Source organism: Actinomadura formosensis NBRC 14204, from assembly GCF_001552155.1.
Taxonomy (GTDB): Bacteria; Actinomycetota; Actinomycetes; order Streptosporangiales; family Streptosporangiaceae; genus Spirillospora; species Spirillospora formosensis.
In genome coordinates, this window is record NZ_BCQQ01000099.1 from 1 (window position 1) to 17,097 (window position 17,097).

Genomic DNA, 17,097 nt, shown 5'->3' on the forward strand with positions numbered 1-17,097 from the left:
CCGCCGCGCCCGGCGCCGGCGAGGCCCCCGCGGCGACGGCGGGACGCCGCGACGACCACACCCCGAGGAGCTGACCCCCATGGAACACAGGAGACTCGACGACCGGCCGCCGGGCGCGGCCGCCGGGCCGGTCACCGACGAGCGGGCCCGGCCCGCCGGGGCGGGTGTCCCCGGTGACACGTACGTCGCCGGACCCGCGCCCGGATCCCCCGCGGCGGACGCGCCGGACCCCGTCCCCGACACGGCCCCCGACCCGATGCCGGCCGCGAACCCGATGCCGGCGGCGGACGAGGGGCGGGACGCGACCGGCGCCGGCTTCCCGTCCCGCACGTCCCCCGCCACCCCGGACACGCTGTTCGACCCGGCCGAGGCCGAGCGGTTCCGGGAACGCTGGCGCGAGGTGCAGTCCGCGTTCGTCGACGACCCGGGCGACTCGGTGCGCCGCGCGGACGAACTCGCCTCCGACGCCGTCGAGTCCCTCGGGCGCGCGATCACCGCGCGGCGGCGGACCCTGTCGGAGGAACTGCAGGACGGCGGGCACGGCGACACCGAGCGGCTCCGCCAGGCGCTGCGCGGTTACCGCGACCTCCTGGACCGCGTCTTCGCCTCCTGAGAGGACCGCATCCCCGCCTACTGGGCGCCCCCGCGAACCGCGGAGGCGCCCTTCGGTCCGTCCGGGCGGGGCCGGCAGGCTCTCGCCAGGAGGGCACGCAGCGGAATACTGAATCTCGTTCGGTAACCCCCTGAGCGGAGGATCAACGGTGTCCGAGAACTTCTCCATGACCATCGGCGGTGCGGCCGTGGACGCGCCCGGCACCTTCGGCGTGATCGATCCGGCGACCGGTGAGGTGGCCGAGCAGGCGCCCGACGCCTCGCGGGAGCAGCTCGACGCGGCGATGGCGGCGGCGCAGGCCGCCTACCCGCGGTGGCGGGACGAGGAGTCCGTGCGCCGCAAAGCGCTGCTGGCGGCGGCCGAGATCATGTTCGCCCGGGCGGAGGAGATCGGCCGCATCCTGACGCTGGAGCAGGGCAAGCCGCTGGCCGACGCGACCATGGAGGTCGTCGGCGCCGGCGTCTGGCTGAAGTACTTCGCCGAGCTGGAGCTGCCCCGCGAGGTCATCCAGGACGACGCCAACGCGCTGGTCGAGGTCGTCCGCCGCCCGATGGGCGTCGTCGCCGCGATCACCCCGTGGAACTACCCGCTGCTGCTCGGCGTCTGGAAGATCGCCCCGGCACTGCTCGCGGGCAACACGGTCGTGCTCAAGCCGTCCCCGTACACCCCGCTGTCCAGCCTGAAGCTCGGCGAGGTGCTGCGGGACGTCCTGCCGCCCGGCGTGCTCAACGTGGTGACCGGCGGCGACGAGCTCGGCGCCTGGATGACCGCGCACGGCGTCCCGCGCAAGATCAGCTTTACCGGCAGCGTCGCGACCGGCAAGCGGGTCGCCGCGGCGGCGGCGCCCGACCTCAAGCGCGTCACGCTGGAACTGGGCGGCAACGACCCGGCGATCCTGCTGGACGACGCCGACCCGGCCGCGGTCGCGGGCAAGCTGTTCGGCGCCGCGTTCCAGAACAACGGCCAGGTCTGCTCGGCGATCAAGCGGGTGTACGTGCCGGAGGCGCTCTACGACGACGTCGTGGACGCCCTCGCCGAGCGGGCGAAGGCCGCCAAGGTCGGCAACGGCATGGACGAGGGCGTCCAGTACGGGCCGATCAACAACAGGCCGCAGTACGAGCGGGTGTCGGAACTGGTCGCCGACGCGATCGCGGGCGGTGCCCGCGCGGCGGCGGGCGGCAGGGCGATCGAGGGGCCCGGCTACTTCTTCGAGCCCACGATCCTCGCCGATGTCGCCGACGGCGCCCGGATCGTGGACGAGGAGCAGTTCGGCCCCGCGCTGCCGATCGTGAAGTACACCGACGTCGAGGACGCGCTCGCCCGCGCCAACGGCACCCACTTCGGGCTGTCCGGCTCGGTGTGGGGGACCGACGCCGACCGGGCCGCCGAGGTCGCCGGCCGGCTGGAGTGCGGCACCGCCTGGGTCAACACGCACCTGGCGCTCGCGCCGAACCAGCCGTTCGGCGGGTTCAAGTGGAGCGGCGTGGGCGTCGAGAACGGGCCGTGGGGCCTGTACGGGTTCACCGAACTCCAGGTGGTCCACCGCTCGAAGCACTGAGCGCTCCCCCGCGCAGGGCCCGGCGGCCGCCGCCGGGCCCGTGCCGGCTCCGCTCCGTCCCGGATGAGCGGAAAGTCACGACTTCGAGTCCGGAAAGTGACATGACCACTACTGGTGGCCGGTCACGGGGGTGGGACACTTTCCGAGCGGGGCCGTGAAGGCCGGGCCGCGACCTGTGGAGGTGCCGCATGCACACCTGGGACGTCATGCGCCGGGACGATCTCGGCAACACCTTCCATGTGGCCGCCCATGACTCGCGCATCTCCGCGTCGGCACAGGTCATGGTGCTGGAAAGCGGCGTCCCGCACAAGCAGACGTACTGGGTGGAGGGGCCGCCCGGCCCGGCCGTCCGCACCAACCGCGACCTGTATCTGGTGTTCCTGCACCTCGGTCAGCAGGCCCGCGCGGCATCCTGGTCGCTGTCGGCGTTCCTGCGGGCCCTGTGGAAGGTGAGCGCTCCGCTGAGTGACCAGACGCGGCTGGAACCGGACGACGTGGCCGCGATGTTCACGGCGGCCTCCGCCGTCCCGCCCGCCGGTTTCGACCCGGCGTGGAGCACCAAGGACCTGTCCCTGCCGGGCGACGAGCCCGGCGGGTACGCCGACTGGGAGCGGGTCCTGCTCTCCCAGATCGCCGACCTGGAGGACTTCCTCGTCCATCCCCCGGGCCCGCAGGCGCGGTTCGGCGCGGACGCGCCCCGCCCGCCCGGCTCGGGCGCCCGCGCCACCCCCGCCCGCTGGTACAACTTCGACCCGGCGACGTACCTGGAGTGCGCGGTCGCCGGCAGCCTCGGCGGCTGGGACGCCGCCGACGGCGCCCGCGTGCCGCTGCCGGCCCCGCCCGGGGAGCCGCCGGCCCGCTCCTACGTCCGCACGATCACCACGATGACCTGGGGCGATCTGGCCCGCATCGCGGTGTGCGGCCAGGTATACGAATAATCCGGTTCCGTCGGTGCCGCGTGGTAGGACCGGGGCATGAGCGAAAGGCCGGTCGCGATCACCGACCGAGGCGGCTGGTGGCTGGCGCGAGGGCGCCCGCATCCCGCGCTGCGCCCGTTCCTGCGCTCCTACGACGGCTACTGGGAGACGGCCGCCCTCCCGGCCCGGATGCGGACGCTGCCCACCCGCACCACGGTCATGATCATCAATCTGGGGCCACCGCTGTACCTGGAGGTCCCCGACCCCGGCGTCCGCGACCGCGAGTACGGGTCGTTCGTGGCCGGGATGCACGACGGCCACGGCATGTACCTCAGCCCCGGCGGGCAGCGCGGCATCCAGCTCGATGTGACCCCCCTCGGCGCCTACACGCTGCTCGGCGTCCCGATGGCCCGGCTCACCAACGCCGCCGCCGACCTGCCCGACCTGCTCGGCCGGGAGGCGCGCACGCTGGTCGAGCGGCTCGCCGACGCCCCGTCCTGGGGCGCGCGGTTCGACCTCCTGGACGGCTTCCTGCTGCGCCGCCTCGACGCGGGTCCCGTCCCCGACCGGGAGGTCGCGCGGGCGTGGCGGCTGCTGAACGGCGACCCCGCCGTCACGGTCGCCGGCCTCGCCGCCGACGTCGGCTGGAGCCGCAAGCATCTGACGAACCGGTTCCGCGAGCAGGCGGGCCTGCCGCCCAAGGTCATGGCGCGGGTGCTGCGCTTCCAGCGGGCCGTCGAGCTGCTGTCCGGCGGCACCGGGTTCACCGAGGCCGCGCTCGCCTGCGGCTACTACGACCAGGCCCACCTCAACCGCGAGTTCCGGGCGCTCTCCGGCTGCACGCCGACCGAGCTGATCGGCGGGCAACTGGAGCAGCAGCGCACCACGACCCTCGCCGAACCCCGCTGACCGGCGACCGCGCGGGGTCAGCCCTGGTGCACACCGCCGCCGAGGTTCATCACGATCACCCCGATCACGATGATCATCGCACCGGCGATCGTGATCGGCTTGACCGGCTCGTCGAACAGCAGGACGCCGCCGGCGAACGCGCCGACCGTCCCGAGCGCCGACCAGATCGCATAGACCGGGCCCACGTTCAGCGACGTCAGCGCCCGCGCCATGAACCCGAACGAGATCAGGTACCCGGCCACCACGATCAGGGACGGCCACAGCCGGGTGAACCCGTCGGAGGCGCGCATCGCCAGCGTCGCCGTCACCTCGAAGGCGATCGCGAGCCCGAGCAGCACGAACGGCATCAGCGGACCTCGCCGTACTCGGCGGCGATCGCCTCGAAGACCTTCATGTCGGCGTCGAACGGCGAGCCGGGACGCGGCCAGTGCAGCACGATCTCGGTGATGCCCAGCTCGGCGTAGCGCCCGGCGAGGTCGGCGAACGCGCCGGGCGACTCCAGCCACGGCTCCCCGGTGAACCCCGTCAGCAGGACGAGGTCGTCGAGGTCGCGGCCCTCCGCCTCGCACGCGGCCCTGAGGGCGGCGAGCCGGGACCGCACGACGTCGTGCGGCCCGCGGCCCTCGGCATGGCCGGTGGTCACCCATCCGGTGCCGTGCCGGGCGGCGACCCGCATGCCGCGCGGCCCGTTCCCCGCGATGACGAACGGCACGCGGGGACGCTGGACGCAGCCGGGCTCCCCGACGACCTCCCGCGCGCTGTAGTAGGTCCCCTCGAAGGACGTCTCGGGCCCGGTCAGCAGGCGGTCGAGCAGTTCCGCCCATTCGGCGAAGCGGGCGGCGCGCTCGTCCGGCGTCCACTCCGGCCCGCCGAGGACGCCGGCGTCGGAGGCGCGGCGGGTGCCGCCCGACCCGATGCCGACCGACAGGCGCCCGCCGCTCACATGGTCGATCGTCTTGATCGCGTGCGCGGTGGGGACGGGATGGCGGAAGTTCGGCGAGGTCACCAGCGTGCCGATGCGGACGCGGGAGGTGACCGCGGCGGCCGCGGCCAGGGTCGTGTACGCGTCGTACCAGGGGGTCGTGCCCCGCCAGGCGATGTGGTCGTAGACCCAGGCGTGCCGGAACCCCAGTTCCTCGGCGCGCCGCCACAGTTCCCCCGCCTCCGGCCATGACCGCATGGGCCACAGCACGGTGCCGATCCTCGGTGCCGTCTCCCGCTTCTCCGTTCTCATCACCCCATCATGACGTGGTCCGCGCGAGCCAGTGGTGCAGGGCCCACCACCAGTTCGCGGTCCTGGACACCGCCGCGCCGGCCGCCGGATCGGGCAGCGGGCGTCCGGTCAGCTCCCGCAGCCGCCTGATCCGGTACTTGACGGTGTTGCCGTGGACGTGGAGCGCGGCGGCGGCCGGCTCGATCCGGCCGCCGTGGTCGAGGTAGGCCAGCGCGGTCTCCGCCAGCTCGACGTGGAACGGCTCGTCCGGGTCGAGCCCGGGCAGCAGCGCGGCGGCGAGGAGACCGCCCAGCTCCGGCTCGGCCGCGGTGACGGTGAGCAGCGCCAGGTCGGCCAGTTCCCGCATCCCGGTGAGCCCGGCACCGGCGCCGGCCAGCAGCGCCCGGCGCCCGAGCCGGTACATCGGCGCGACCTCGGCGGGACGGGCGGGCGGCGCGGCCACCAGCAGCGGGCCGGGCGGCGCCGGGTCGGGCAGCCGGGCGACGAGCGCGGTGAACCGGCCGTCCACCAGCCCGCACAGGCCCGGCCCGGCGGCGGTCAGCCCGGTCTCCAGCCGCGCCGCCGCCTCCGGGTCGCTGACGTCGGACACCACGCAGTGGTAGGCGCCCGCCGGGTCGAGCGGCGCGAGCACCGGGACGGGCTCGCCGTGCAGCAGCCGCCGGAGCATCTGGACGCGGGCCTCCCTCGCGGTGCGCGCCATCTCCAGTTCGGTGACCCGGTGCGCGTGCACCATCCGGTGGACGAGCGCGGCGGTGATCTCGTCGATGCGGGTCACGCCGTCCAGCAGCGCGGCGTCCGGGACGCCCAGCCGGCGGCCGGCGGCGACGAGCGTCCGGACCAGATGGGTGCGGCCCGCCTGGAAGCCGTCCAGGAACGCCGCGACCGGGACGCCCTGCCGCGCCCGGTCCGAGCCGAGCCGTTCCGCCGCCGCGAGGGCCTCCTCGCCGGGCTCGCCGTCCTCCAGCGCGGCGAGCACCCCGTCCACGAGGGCCCGGACGTGCCGGCGGGTCTCCTCCTCGGGCAGCGCCGCCACCAGCTCCGACCTTCCCCGCGCGGCGCGGACGGTCGCCTCCAGCAGCGCCGGGTCGCGGCCGTACTCGATCAGCGGCCGCAGGAACCGGTCGCCCGTACCGATCTCCATCCCGGCATTCTGGCGTCTCGTTGTCCCGTCCGGACAACCGGGTGCGGAACGGTTGGGCGGTCCCGGTCTAGCCGGCTCTCTCGGCGATGGTGTTCGGTGGGGGGCAGCCGAGCCGAGGAGTGCGCCGATGTCCGACGAGGACGAGTTCCTGGAGAAGCTGCCGACCGACCTGATCTTCCGGCTGCCCCCCTCCTTCGACGACGTGGCGGACGAGCGCCGGCACCGCAAGGAGCGCCTGGCCGCCGCGCTGCGCATCTTCGGCAAGTTCGGCTTCGAGGAGGGCGTGGCGGGTCACATCACCGCCCGCGACCCCGAGCGCACGGACCACTTCTGGGTGAACCCGTTCGGCCTGTCGTTCAAGCACATCAGGGTCAGCGACCTGATCCTGGTGAACCACGAGGGCAAGGTCGTGGAGGGCCGGTACCCGGTCAACGAGGCGGCGTTCGCGATCCACTCCCAGGTGCACCAGGCGCGCCCGGACGTGGTCGCCGCCGCGCACAGCCACTCGACCTACGGGCGGGCGCTCTCCGCGCTCGGCCGGCGGCTGGAGCCGATCACGCAGGACGTGTGCGCGTTCTACCAGGACCACGGCCTGTTCGACGACTACACCGGCGTCGTCACCGACCTGGAGGAGGGCAAGCGCATCGCCGCCGCCCTCGGCGGCCACAAGGCCGTCATCCTGCGCAACCACGGGCTGCTCACCGTCGGCGACACCGTGGACGCCGCCGCCTGGTGGTTCATCACGATGGAGCGGTCCTGCCAGGTGCAGCTTCTCGCCCAGGCCGCCGGGCAGGTCGTGCCGATCGAGCATGACAACGCCGTCCTGACGCACGAGCAGATCGGCAACGACCTGGTCGGCTGGATCAACTACCAGCCCCTCTACGACCAGATCACCCGGGAGCAGCCCGACCTGTTCGAGTAGGGCCCCGCCGGGCGGCTCATCCGGCACCCCGCGTCCCGGCCGGGACCCCGCCATCGGTCATGATCGGGGGATGGACCTGCGTGTTGCGCTGATCGGATACGGCACCGGCGGCTCGGTGTTCCACGCCCCGCTGATCACGTCCGTTCCGGGGCTGCGGCTGGCCGCGGTCGTCACCCGCACCCCGCAGCGGCGGCGGGCGGTCCGGGAGCGGTACCCGGACGTGGAGGTCGTGGACGGCGCGGACCGGCTGTGGGGGGCGCCGGGCGGCTTCGACCTCGTCGTCGTCGCCGCGCCCAACCGGCAGCACGTCCCGCTGGCCCGGACGGCGCTGACCGCGGGCGTCCCCGTCGTCGTGGACAAACCGGTCGCGGCCTCCGTGGCGGACGCCCGCTCGCTGGCCGCGCTGAGCGCCGTCCGCGGGCTGCCGGTGTTCCCGTACCACAACCGCCGCTGGGACGGCGACTACCGGACGGCGTCGCGCCTGGTCGCCTCCGGCGCGCTGGGCGACGTCCAGCGCTTCGAGTCCCGCTTCGAACGCTGGCGGCCCGCCGTCGAGAACGGCTGGAAGGAGAGCACCGATCCCCGCGACGCGGGCGGCATCCTGTTCGACCTCGGCACCCACCTCATCGACCAGGCGGTCGCCCTGTTCGGCCGTCCCGCCCGCATCTACGCCGAGGTCGACACCCGCCGGCGGGGCGCCGCCTCCCCCGATGACGTGTTCGTGGCCCTCACCCACCCCGGCGGCACCCGCTCGCACCTGTGGATGAGCGCGACCGCCGCCCACCTCGGCCCGCGCCTGCGGATCCTCGGCAGCCGCGCGTCCTACACGGTCTCCGGCATGGACCCGCAGGAGGAGCAGCTGCGCGCGGGCCTCACCCCGAAGGACCCCGGCTACGGCATCGCCCCGCCGGAGTCCCACGGCGTCCTCGGCACCCCGGGCGGCGCGGCGCCCGAACCGACCGCCCCGGGCGCCTACCAGGACTTCTACGCGGGCGTCGTCCGCACCCTCCGCGACGGCGCACCGCCGCCCACGACCCTCGCCGAGGCGATCACCGGCCTGGAGGTCATCGAGGCCGCCGCCCGCTCCACCCGCGAACGCACCGTGGTGGAACTCGGCGACGGGTGAGGCGGGCCACCGGTCAGAGCCGGTCAGAGCACGGACACGTGGACGTGGTCGAAGTGGTTCTGGGTGACGCTGCCGCGGTCCTCCATCTGGCGCCAGCCGCCGCTGCCGCGCATGTCGTAGATGCGCTGCTTCCAGATGACGTACTTGATGCCGAGCCGGGACGCGTTGTCGATCACGTACTGGGCGACGCGGTCGCCGTGCGCCTGGGCCGAGGCGCTCGGCATCCGGCCGCCGGTGCTCTCCATGAAGTCGCAGGCGCGGCCGGAGCCGTGGTCCTGCGGGTCACCGGGCCGGGCGCAGCCGATGGTCGGGAACGGGCCGAACTTGCCGTCGACCTCCAGCAGGACCGTGCGCATCCGGGCGGTCATCGAGTTGCCCACGATCGGGGACTTGGCGCCGGTGGCGCCGTCGGGCCGGCCCCCGCCCGCGGGCGCGGGCGCCTTGGTCACCTCGGGCTTGTACTTGGCGAGCAGCTTCTTGACGCGGGCGCGCTGGCCCTCCAGGTCCTCGATCTCCTTCTTGACCTCGGCCAGCTTCTTGTTCGCCGTCTCGTGCGATCGCGCCGCCCGGTCGGTGAGGACCCGGAGGTTCTTGATGCGGCGGCCGTTGTTCTGGCTGAGGTGCTCGATGACGGCGGCGTCGCGGACGGCGGCGACGGGCTCGGCCGAGGAGATGATCGGGACCATGTCGAGCCGGCCGGTCATGTAGGTCGTGGACGCCATCCGGGCGACACCGATGCGGGCGGCGTCGTACTCGCGGTCGGCCTTCGCGGCGTCCGCGCCCGCGCGTTCGGCGGCCTTCTTCGCCTCTTCGAGGGAGACCAGCTCGCCCCGGTACTCCTTGGACAGCTTCTCCGAGCGCGCCTTCAGCTTGGCGTACTCCTTCTTGAGATCCTTCGGCTCCTGCGGGAGACCGGCCGCGCTCCCCGACACCGGGGGCAGCGCCGCCGACACGCCCACCGCGAGGATGAGCGCGGTGAGGCGTCTCGCCGCGGTGCGCCCGCGTGACGTACGGGACGTCCTGCCGTTGGGATCGAGGGCCGCCACAGATTTCTCCTAGATAACAAAGCTCAAGATTGGCGGCACGCTACCACAATCGCCCATTTCACCTCAGACGCTTAGGGGAACACATAGAGTCACTCCCAGGCTACCAAGGGCGGTGCGCCACATACGACTCAGGGGGCGGATCGCCGTACGGCGATCCGCCCCCCGCCCCCGTGGCGCCCCGTCACGGGCTCACGAGTTCCTCCCAGCGCGGGACGCGCGGCTCCCACAGCAGCCGCAGCCCGGCCTCGGAGACCGTCCGGTCCCCCTTGCGGTTGTTGCACCTCCCGCACGCCAGGACGGTGTTCTCCCAGGTGTCCCCACCGCCGCGCGACTGCGGGTGGACGTGGTCGATCGTGTTCCCGCGCTTCCCGCAGTAGCAGCAGCGACCGCGGTCGCGCAGGTACACGCCGCGCTTGCTCCACGGCGGGCGCCTGCCGTGCCGCCAGCGCATCGCGACGTACCGGACGAGCCGCAGGACCCGCGGCACGGGGAAGCGGCCGAAGGTCCGGCCCTCCTCCGCCTCCTCGACGACCGCCACCTCGCGCACCAGCATGCGGATGGCGTGCCGCAGGTCCACCTTTTGTAAGGGCTCGTACGACGCGTTCAGGACGAGCACGTTCACCGGGTCACCTCCTTGCCCGTGTGCCGCTCCCCGCCGGGGTTCGAACCCGGACGCCCGCATCGAGACGTTCGTCCTCCGGCATCCTCCGGAACCCGCACCGGGCGGGCCCCTGTGCGCCATCCCGGCCGAAGAATGTTTCGACGCGGCGTTCTCCCGTTGAACTCAGGGGAAATACTTCGGCAATTATCCGGCCTCCGGGTATTTCCCGGAAGAGCCTCCATAAGAGTGCCTATGCGCGGGTGGCGGCGGCAACGCATTTTCCCGTCCGCTCCCCCGCGCGGGTCAGGGGAGGGCGGGGGTGGGTGCCTGGTATTCCAGGGATTCGCGTTCGAGGCGGAAGCCCAGCTCCTCGTTGACGGCGATCATGTGGGGGTTATCGCCGGAGTTGTCCGTTTCTATCTCGCGGACGCCGGGGCGTTCCCCGGCCAGCCACGCGAGCATCGCGGCCTTCACCCAGATGCCGAGCCGCCTGCCGCGGTGCTCCGGGACGACCGCCGTGTCGTACTGCGCGGCCCGGCCGGCGCAGCCGTGCGGGACGACGATCTCGGTGAACCCCGCGATGACGTCGCCGTGCAGCGCGGCGACGGTGTAGAGGTCATCGCCGCGCCCGGCGACGGTCGCGGCCATCTCCCTGACCCGCCGGGCGTCCCAGGACGCCCCGTCGTACTCGGCGAAGTCGACCATGGCGTGCTTGGCGCGGGCCAGCGCGGCCGCGTGCTCGTCCGGCACCGTGCCCTCCCAGCGGACGAGGCGGTAGCCGGCGGGCCCCTCGGCCAGCAGCCGGGAGATGCGCTCCGGCGGGACGTCGTCCAGCCGCAGCAGCATGCCGCGCAGGGTCAGCACGCACTCGAAGCCCTGCGACTCCAGGAACGGCACGGCCGGGGTTCCGGCGAGGACCTGCGCGATCACGCTGGGGCGCCCGTCGGCGCGCAGCCCCTCGGCGGCCGCGGTGAGCAGCCGGCGGCCCAGCCCGCGCCGCCGGTGCGACGGGCGGACCTGGACGTCGATCTCACCGGGACGGTCCGTGCCGGGTTCGCCGGGGAGCCGGAGCGCGGCCACCGCGGCGAACCGGCCGCCGTCCGGCACGGCCCACAGCTGCTGCCGCGTGCCGGATCCGGCACCGAGCAGTCGCGCGGTCCGGTCCGGGCCGGGCAAGGGGTGCGCGGCCGGATCGGCGGCGTGGACGGCCGCGAGCACGTCGTGCCACTCGCGGATCTGCGCGTCCGTCGGAGAATCGAGCGCGATGACGTCCATCCGCCTTTTGTACCGGATCCCGGCCCGCCGCGACCGGGGCCCCGGGCAAACCCGTGCCGCGAACCGGGGTCAGCCGTCCCCCCGGAACGCCGCCAGGATGCGATCGGCGGCGAGCGCCGGGGTGAGCGTCCCGTCGGCGACCTCCTGCTCCAGCCGCGGCGCCAGCCTCCGGACGCCGGGGTGCTCGCGCAGTTCGGTGAGCAGCCGGTCGCGCACCATCGCCCACGTCCAGCCGACCTGCTGGCGGCGGCGCCGGGTCTCCAGCTCACCGGACGCGCGCAGCCGGTCCTGATGCCCGACGATCTCGGCCCAGACCTCCTCCAGGCCCGTTCCCTCACGGGCGCTGCAGGTCAGGACGGGGGTGGCACGGGCGCGCTCGTCGCTGCGCAGCATCCGCAGGGCGCCCGACAGCTCGCGCGCGGCGCGCTTTGCCGCCATCGTGTACTCACCGTCCGCCTTGTTCACGGCGATGACGTCGGCCAGTTCCAGCACGCCCTTCTTGATCCCCTGAAGCTGGTCGCCGGTACGGGCGAGGGTGAGGAACAGGAAGGAGTCGACCATCTCGGCGACGGTCGTCTCGGACTGGCCGACGCCGACCGTCTCCACGAGGACGATGTCGTATCCGGCGGCCTCCATCACGACCATCGCCTCGCGGGTGGCCTTGGCGACACCGCCGAGCGTCCCGGCCGTGGGCGAGGGGCGGATGAACGCGTTCGGGTCGGCCGAGAGCCGGTGCATGCGGGTCTTGTCGCCGAGGATGCTGCCGCCCGTCCGGGTCGACGACGGGTCCACGGCGAGCACCGCGACCTTGTGCCCCTCCCCCGTCAGGCGTGTGCCGAGCGCGTCGATGAACGTGGACTTGCCGACCCCGGGCACACCGGTGATCCCGACACGCCGGGCGTTCCCGGCGTGCGGGGTCAGCTCCACCAGCAGCTTCTGCGCCAGCTCCCGGTGATCGGGACGGGTCGACTCGACAAGCGTGATCGCCCGCGCGATCCACGCCCGCGACCCGTCCAGCACCCCGGTGGCGTAGTCGTCGAGGCCCGGTTTCACTGTGCGGCGTGCCCCAGCCTGGCGGTCAGCTCGTCCAGCAGGCCGAGCGCCGCGTCCGCGAGGACGGTGCCGGGCGGGAAGACCGCGGACGCACCGGCGGCGCGCAGCTCGGCCACGTCGCCGGGCGGGATCACCCCGCCCACGACGATCATGATGTCGCCCCGGCCGAGCGCCGCCAGCTCCTCGCGGAGCGCCGGCACCAGCGTGAGATGCCCGGCGGCGAGGGAGTTGACGCCGACGACGTGCACGTCCGCCTCGACGGCCTGCCGGGCGACCTCGGCCGGGGTCTGGAACAGCGGGCCCACGTCGACGTCGAAGCCGAGGTCGGCGAACCCGGTCGCGATGACCTTCTGGCCGCGGTCGTGGCCGTCCTGCCCCATCTTGGCGACGAGGATGCGGGGACGGCGCCCCTCGGCGTCCTCGAACGCGGCGGTCGCGGCGCGCGCCCTCTCGATGCTCCTCACCTGCCCGGCCTCTTCCCGATACACACCGGAGATCGTACGGATCTGCGCCGCGTGCCGTCCGTACGCCTTCTCCAGGGCGTCGGAGATCTCGCCGACGGTGGCCTTGGCGCGGGCCGCGTCGATGGCGAGCGCGAGGAGGTTGTGCTCCAGGCCGTGCGGGCGCGTGCCGTTCTCGGCGGCCTCGGCGGCGCGGGTCAGCGCGTCCAGCGCGGACAGCACCGCGGTCTCGTCGCGTTCCTCGCGCAGGCGGCGCAGCTTGTCGATCTGCTGCGCCCGGACGGCGGCGTTGTCGACCTTGAGGACCTCGATCTCCTGCTCGGTGTCCGGGCGGTACTTGTTGACGCCGATGACCGGCTGCCGCCCGGAGTCGATGCGGGCCTGGGTGCGGGCGGCGGCCTCCTCGATGCGCAGTTTGGGCAGCCCCTCGTCGATCGCCTTCGCCATGCCGCCGGCCCGTTCGACCTCGGTGATGTGGCCCCAGGCACGGCGGGCCAGGTCGTAGGTGAGCCGCTCGACGTAGGCGCTGCCGCCCCACGGGTCGATGGTCCGGGTCGTCCCGGACTCCTGCTGCAGGACGAGCTGGGTGTTGCGGGCGATGCGGGCCGAGAAGTCGGTGGGCAGAGCCAGGGCCTCGTCCAGCGCGTTGGTGTGCAGCGACTGGGTGTGGCCCTGGGTGGCGGCCATGGCCTCGATGCAGGTGCGGGCGACGTTGTTGAAGGCGTCCTGCGCGGTGAGGGACCAGCCGGACGTCTGCGAGTGCGTCCGCAGCGACAGCGACTTGGGGTTCTTCGGCTCGAACGTCTTCACCAGCCGCGCCCACAGCAGCCGGGCGGCGCGGAGCTTGGCGACCTCCATGAAGAAGTTCATGCCGATCGCCCAGAAGAACGACAGGCGCGGCGCGAACGCGTCGATGTCCAGGCCCGCCTCGCGTCCCGCGCGGATGTACTCGACGCCGTCGGCCAGGGTGTAGGCCAGCTCCAGGTCGGCCGTGGCCCCGGCCTCCTGGATGTGGTAGCCGGAGATCGAGATGGAGTTGTACTTCGGCATCCGCTGCGAGGTGAACGCGAAGATGTCGGAGATGATCCGCATCGACGGCTGCGGCGGGTAGATGTAGGTGTTGCGGACCATGAACTCCTTGAGGATGTCGTTCTGGATGGTCCCCGCCAGCGCCTCCGGCTTCACCCCCTGCTCCTGCGCCGCGGCGATGTAGAGCGCCAGGACGGGAAGGACGGCGCCGTTCATCGTCATCGACACGCTCATCCTGTCCAGCGGGATCCCGTCGAACAGCTGGCGCATGTCGTAGATGGAGTCGATCGCCACCCCCGCCATGCCGACGTCACCGGAGACGCGCGGATGGTCGGAGTCGTAGCCGCGGTGGGTGGCGAGGTCGAACGCGACCGACAGGCCCTTCTGCCCGGCCGCGAGGTTGCGGCGGTAGAAGGCGTTGGACTCCTCGGCGGTGGAGAACCCGGCGTACTGCCGGATCGTCCACGGCTGCGTCGCGTACATCGCCGGGTAGGGGCCGCGCAGGTACGGCGCGATGCCCGGAAGGGTGTCGAGGAAGTCGAGCCCGGCCAGGTCGTCGCCGGTGTAGAGGGGCTTGACGCCGATGCCCTCGGGCGTGTCCCAGGTCTGGGCGTCGGGGTCGGCGCCGGTGGCGTCGGCGACGGCGGCGCGCCAGCGTTTGGCGGCCTCGTCGGCGGGGGGCGCCGTCCCGAGCTCGATCTCGGTGAAGTCGGGGATCATTCGCTCACTCCCAGATCGTGGAGGGTGGTCTCCAGGACCCCGACCGCGTCGCATCCCGCGTGCACATGGTCGTCGACACCCTCGTAGGTTCCCTTACCCGCGAGCCAGACCTTCACCGCGCCCGCCTCGCGCAGAATCCGCGCGGCGTCCGCGGCCCGTTCCTCGTACAGCCGGTCACTGGAGCAGATGCACGCGACGGCGGCGCCGGACGCCCCGAACTCCTCGGGGGCGCCGCCGACCGTCTCGATCCCGCCCGCCTGGAAGAGGTTCGCGGCGAAGGACGCGCGCGCCGTGTGGACGGCGATGGGCCCGAGCGTCGCCAGGAACACCCGGGGACGGGCGCCGGTGGCCGCGGCGTGGGCGTCGGAGCGGTCGCGGAGGGCCTCGAAGTCCTGCGCGTACGTGACGACCGGGAGGCCGCCGCCGGGTCCGGGCGGCGCCTCGTCCCGCTCGGGCAGTGTCTCGGCGAGGTTCGGGAACTCGCTGACGCCGGTGAGCGGCGCCCTGCGCCGGGCGATGTCCCCGCGGCGCTTCGCCCAGGTCGCGGCGAGCCGATCGGCGACGAGGCCCGAGTCGAGCGCGGCGGCGAGGCCCCCGGCCTTCTCGATCTCGGTGAACCATGTCCAGGCGGCCTGCGCGAGTCCCTCGGTGCGGCTCTCGGCGTACCAGGAGCCGCCGGCCGGGTCGACGACGCGGGCGAGGCTCGACTCCTCCAGCAGGAGGGTCTGGGTGTTGCGGGCGATGCGGCGGGCGAAGCCGTCGGGGAGCCCGAGGCGGGCGTCGAACGGCTGGACGGTGACCGCGTCGGCGCCGCCCGTCCCGGCCGCGAACGCCGCGATGGTGGTGCGGAGCATGTTCACCCACGGGTCGCGGCGCGTCATCATCGCCGCCGACGTCACCGCGTGGATCCGCGCGGCCGCCCCCTCCGCGGCGCCGCTGACCTCGGCGACCCGCGTCCACAGCCGGCGCATCGCGCGGAGCTTGGCGATCGAGCCGAACTGGTCGGCGTTCACCGCGAGACGGAACTCCAACTGCCCGAACGCCTCGTCCACACTCAGCCCGGCGCCGGTCAGGGCGCGCAGGTAGCCGACGCCGGCGGCGACGGCCGCGCCCAGTTCCTCGGCGTCGGAGCCGCCCGCGTCGTGGTACGGGGTGCCGTCGACGGTGATCGCGCGCAGCCTCGGAAACTCGCGCACGCACCGGACGGCCAGGGCGGCGGCCTCGTCCATCGATCCGGGGGCGCCGGTGCGCGCCGCCAGCCCGAGCGGGTCGGCGCCGAGGTTCCCGGACGCGTCCGCCGCGTTCCCGCGCTCGGCGGCCAGCGCGAGGAAGACCTCCGCGGCCTCCGCCGTCGCGGCCCCGGCGTCCAGCACGACGGGCGCGAGGTCGAGCAGGACGCCGCGCAGCACGTCCGGCAGGGCGCGGACGGGCACGCCGCCGTCGCCGAGCCGCAGCCAGACGGACGTGGCGCCGTTCTCCAGGTCGGCGAGGATCGCCTCGCGGGTCACCGCCGGATCGGGGTGCGCGTGCCGCTGCCGGACGTCCCATCCGGCGACGCCCTCCCCCTCGGGACGCACCTCGCGCACGTAGGGGGCGAGACCGGGGCGTCCCGGCGGGGCCTCGTCGCGCGTGTAGAGCGCGGCGATCGGCACTCCGTCGTACGACACACGGGTCAGCAGACCCTCGATCTCGTCGAGGGGGGTGTCGTCGGTCGCCGCGCCGGACCTGCGCAGCACCCCCTTCACCATCTCCCGCCACCGGCCGCGTTCGGCCGGGGGGAAGGCGGCGGCCAGTTCGAGTTCCTCAGGCGGCACCGTCATGTAACGGATCGTAGGTGAGCGGGCGAATCCCGTTCGAGACCGGGTCCCGCTGACCAGAACGCGGCGGGCGGCGTTCCCGGTCCCGGTCCCGCGGCATCGTGCCGGGACGATCTACGAGGTACCCCGGAAAGCTCCATGGCTAGGAACGTTGCTAGAGTTCGGCGTCGTACAGCCCCACCGGATCCTGTGTAGAGGGAAGACCAACGCATGTCGACTGGCAGCCACGCCGGGCGCCCGAAGTCCTGGGTCGCCGTGGCCATCATCTTCATCGGGTTCGTCGTCGGCGGCGTCGGCATCGCCATGGGCCCGAACTGGGCCGTGTTCGGGGTGGGCGCCGCGGTGACCGTGATCGGCGGCATCGTCGCGCTGGCCGTCGACATCATGACGGACGTCATCGTCGACGAGCCCCGGCAGTAGCCGCGTCCGGTGGCACCGATGTTCGGCCGTCCCCCCATCGAGGAGCGAATCGCGGCGCGGCAGCGCGAGCGGGGCGAGCTCAAGCCGGGAAGCGTCTTCCCGCACGGGCCCGCCAAGATGCTGTTCTTCTTCGGCCTCGGCGTGGTCGTGGTCACGCACCTCATCGCGCTGTCGATGTACTTCCTGGACACCGGCCCCTGATCGGCGGGTCAAAAGACGGCCAAGCGACGTCCCCGTCGCGGTTTCCGGTCCGTC

General features: G+C 73.5%; 17 protein-coding genes. 8 read left to right on the top strand and 9 right to left on the bottom strand.

What is annotated here, in order from left to right; translation table 11 throughout:
- From AF1_RS23175 to AF1_RS23190, 4 genes are all read left to right on the top strand, one after another.
- On the top strand, nucleotides 1-613 hold a 613-nt coding region (locus tag AF1_RS23175; RefSeq protein ID WP_217999840.1), incomplete at its 5' end, for a hypothetical protein.
- Between the two features lie 148 nt (nucleotides 614-761).
- On the top strand, nucleotides 762-2,171 hold the full coding sequence (locus tag AF1_RS23180) for an aldehyde dehydrogenase family protein (protein WP_242608832.1): 1,410 nt from the start codon (nucleotides 762-764) through the stop codon (nucleotides 2,169-2,171).
- A gap of 188 nt (nucleotides 2,172-2,359) precedes the next feature.
- The gene (locus AF1_RS23185; protein WP_067803128.1) at nucleotides 2,360-3,109 is read left to right on the top strand and encodes a hypothetical protein; all 750 of its coding nucleotides are present in this window, start codon (nucleotides 2,360-2,362) and stop codon (nucleotides 3,107-3,109) included.
- 36 nt (nucleotides 3,110-3,145) lie between these two features.
- A complete protein-coding gene (locus AF1_RS23190; protein ID WP_067803131.1) occupies nucleotides 3,146-3,997 on the top strand; it encodes a helix-turn-helix domain-containing protein in 852 nt (283 codons plus the stop codon).
- A gap of 17 nt (nucleotides 3,998-4,014) precedes the next feature.
- Here AF1_RS23190 and AF1_RS23195 read toward each other — a convergent pair whose 3' ends face one another.
- Genes AF1_RS23195 through AF1_RS23205 form a run of 3 tightly spaced genes read right to left on the bottom strand, consistent with a single transcriptional unit; the run spans nucleotide 4,015 to nucleotide 6,372 of the window.
- Complete coding sequence (locus AF1_RS23195) at nucleotides 4,015-4,344, bottom strand: DMT family transporter (RefSeq protein WP_067803134.1); 330 nt, start codon at nucleotides 4,342-4,344, stop codon at nucleotides 4,015-4,017.
- On the bottom strand, nucleotides 4,344-5,231 hold the full coding sequence (locus AF1_RS23200; RefSeq protein WP_067803137.1) for an LLM class flavin-dependent oxidoreductase: 888 nt from the start codon (nucleotides 5,229-5,231) through the stop codon (nucleotides 4,344-4,346). Before AF1_RS23200 ends, AF1_RS23195 begins: the two co-directional genes overlap by 1 nt.
- 7 nt (nucleotides 5,232-5,238) lie before the next feature.
- On the bottom strand, nucleotides 5,239-6,372 hold the full coding sequence (locus AF1_RS23205; protein WP_067803141.1) for a helix-turn-helix domain-containing protein: 1,134 nt from the start codon (nucleotides 6,370-6,372) through the stop codon (nucleotides 5,239-5,241).
- Between the two features lie 127 nt (nucleotides 6,373-6,499).
- On the opposite strand from AF1_RS23205, the gene AF1_RS23210 reads away from it, so the two are divergent.
- Complete coding sequence (locus tag AF1_RS23210; protein WP_067803144.1) at nucleotides 6,500-7,294, top strand: class II aldolase/adducin family protein; 795 nt, start codon at nucleotides 6,500-6,502, stop codon at nucleotides 7,292-7,294.
- A gap of 70 nt (nucleotides 7,295-7,364) precedes the next feature.
- Complete coding sequence (locus AF1_RS23215) at nucleotides 7,365-8,420, top strand: Gfo/Idh/MocA family oxidoreductase (protein ID WP_067803147.1); 1,056 nt, start codon at nucleotides 7,365-7,367, stop codon at nucleotides 8,418-8,420.
- Between the two features lie 23 nt (nucleotides 8,421-8,443).
- Here the strand turns inward: AF1_RS23215 and AF1_RS23220 are convergent, their stop codons facing one another.
- The 6 genes from AF1_RS23220 to AF1_RS23245 all read right to left on the bottom strand — a co-directional run bounded on the left by AF1_RS23220 (nucleotide 8,444) and on the right by AF1_RS23245 (nucleotide 16,425).
- Nucleotides 8,444-9,466 (bottom strand): hypothetical protein, encoded by a 1,023-nt coding sequence (locus tag AF1_RS23220; RefSeq protein ID WP_242608833.1) that lies wholly within the window; start codon nucleotides 9,464-9,466, stop codon nucleotides 8,444-8,446.
- Nucleotides 9,467-9,647: 181 nt separating this feature from the next.
- Nucleotides 9,648-10,088 (bottom strand): HNH endonuclease, encoded by a 441-nt coding sequence (locus tag AF1_RS23225; protein WP_067803150.1) that lies wholly within the window; start codon nucleotides 10,086-10,088, stop codon nucleotides 9,648-9,650.
- Between the two features lie 282 nt (nucleotides 10,089-10,370).
- Nucleotides 10,371-11,342 (bottom strand): GNAT family N-acetyltransferase, encoded by a 972-nt coding sequence (locus AF1_RS23230; RefSeq protein WP_067803153.1) that lies wholly within the window; start codon nucleotides 11,340-11,342, stop codon nucleotides 10,371-10,373.
- Between the two features lie 69 nt (nucleotides 11,343-11,411).
- Entirely contained in the window at nucleotides 11,412-12,395 is a 984-nt protein-coding gene (gene meaB, locus AF1_RS23235) for a methylmalonyl Co-A mutase-associated GTPase MeaB (RefSeq protein WP_067803156.1), read from the bottom strand.
- Nucleotides 12,392-14,605: a methylmalonyl-CoA mutase gene (gene scpA, locus AF1_RS23240; RefSeq protein ID WP_067803159.1), complete on the bottom strand. Its 2,214-nt coding sequence runs from the start codon at nucleotides 14,603-14,605 to the stop codon at nucleotides 12,392-12,394. The genes meaB and scpA overlap by 4 nt, the downstream gene beginning before the upstream one ends.
- A complete protein-coding gene (locus AF1_RS23245; RefSeq protein WP_067803162.1) occupies nucleotides 14,602-16,425 on the bottom strand; it encodes a methylmalonyl-CoA mutase family protein in 1,824 nt (607 codons plus the stop codon). The genes scpA and AF1_RS23245 overlap by 4 nt, the downstream gene beginning before the upstream one ends.
- A gap of 207 nt (nucleotides 16,426-16,632) precedes the next feature.
- On the opposite strand from AF1_RS23245, the gene AF1_RS23250 reads away from it, so the two are divergent.
- Nucleotides 16,633-16,842: an HGxxPAAW family protein gene (locus tag AF1_RS23250; protein ID WP_067803164.1), complete on the top strand. Its 210-nt coding sequence runs from the start codon at nucleotides 16,633-16,635 to the stop codon at nucleotides 16,840-16,842.
- Nucleotides 16,843-16,860: 18 nt separating this feature from the next.
- Complete coding sequence (locus tag AF1_RS23255) at nucleotides 16,861-17,043, top strand: hypothetical protein (protein ID WP_067803167.1); 183 nt, start codon at nucleotides 16,861-16,863, stop codon at nucleotides 17,041-17,043.
- The last annotated feature ends 54 nt before the right edge of the window (nucleotides 17,044-17,097 follow it).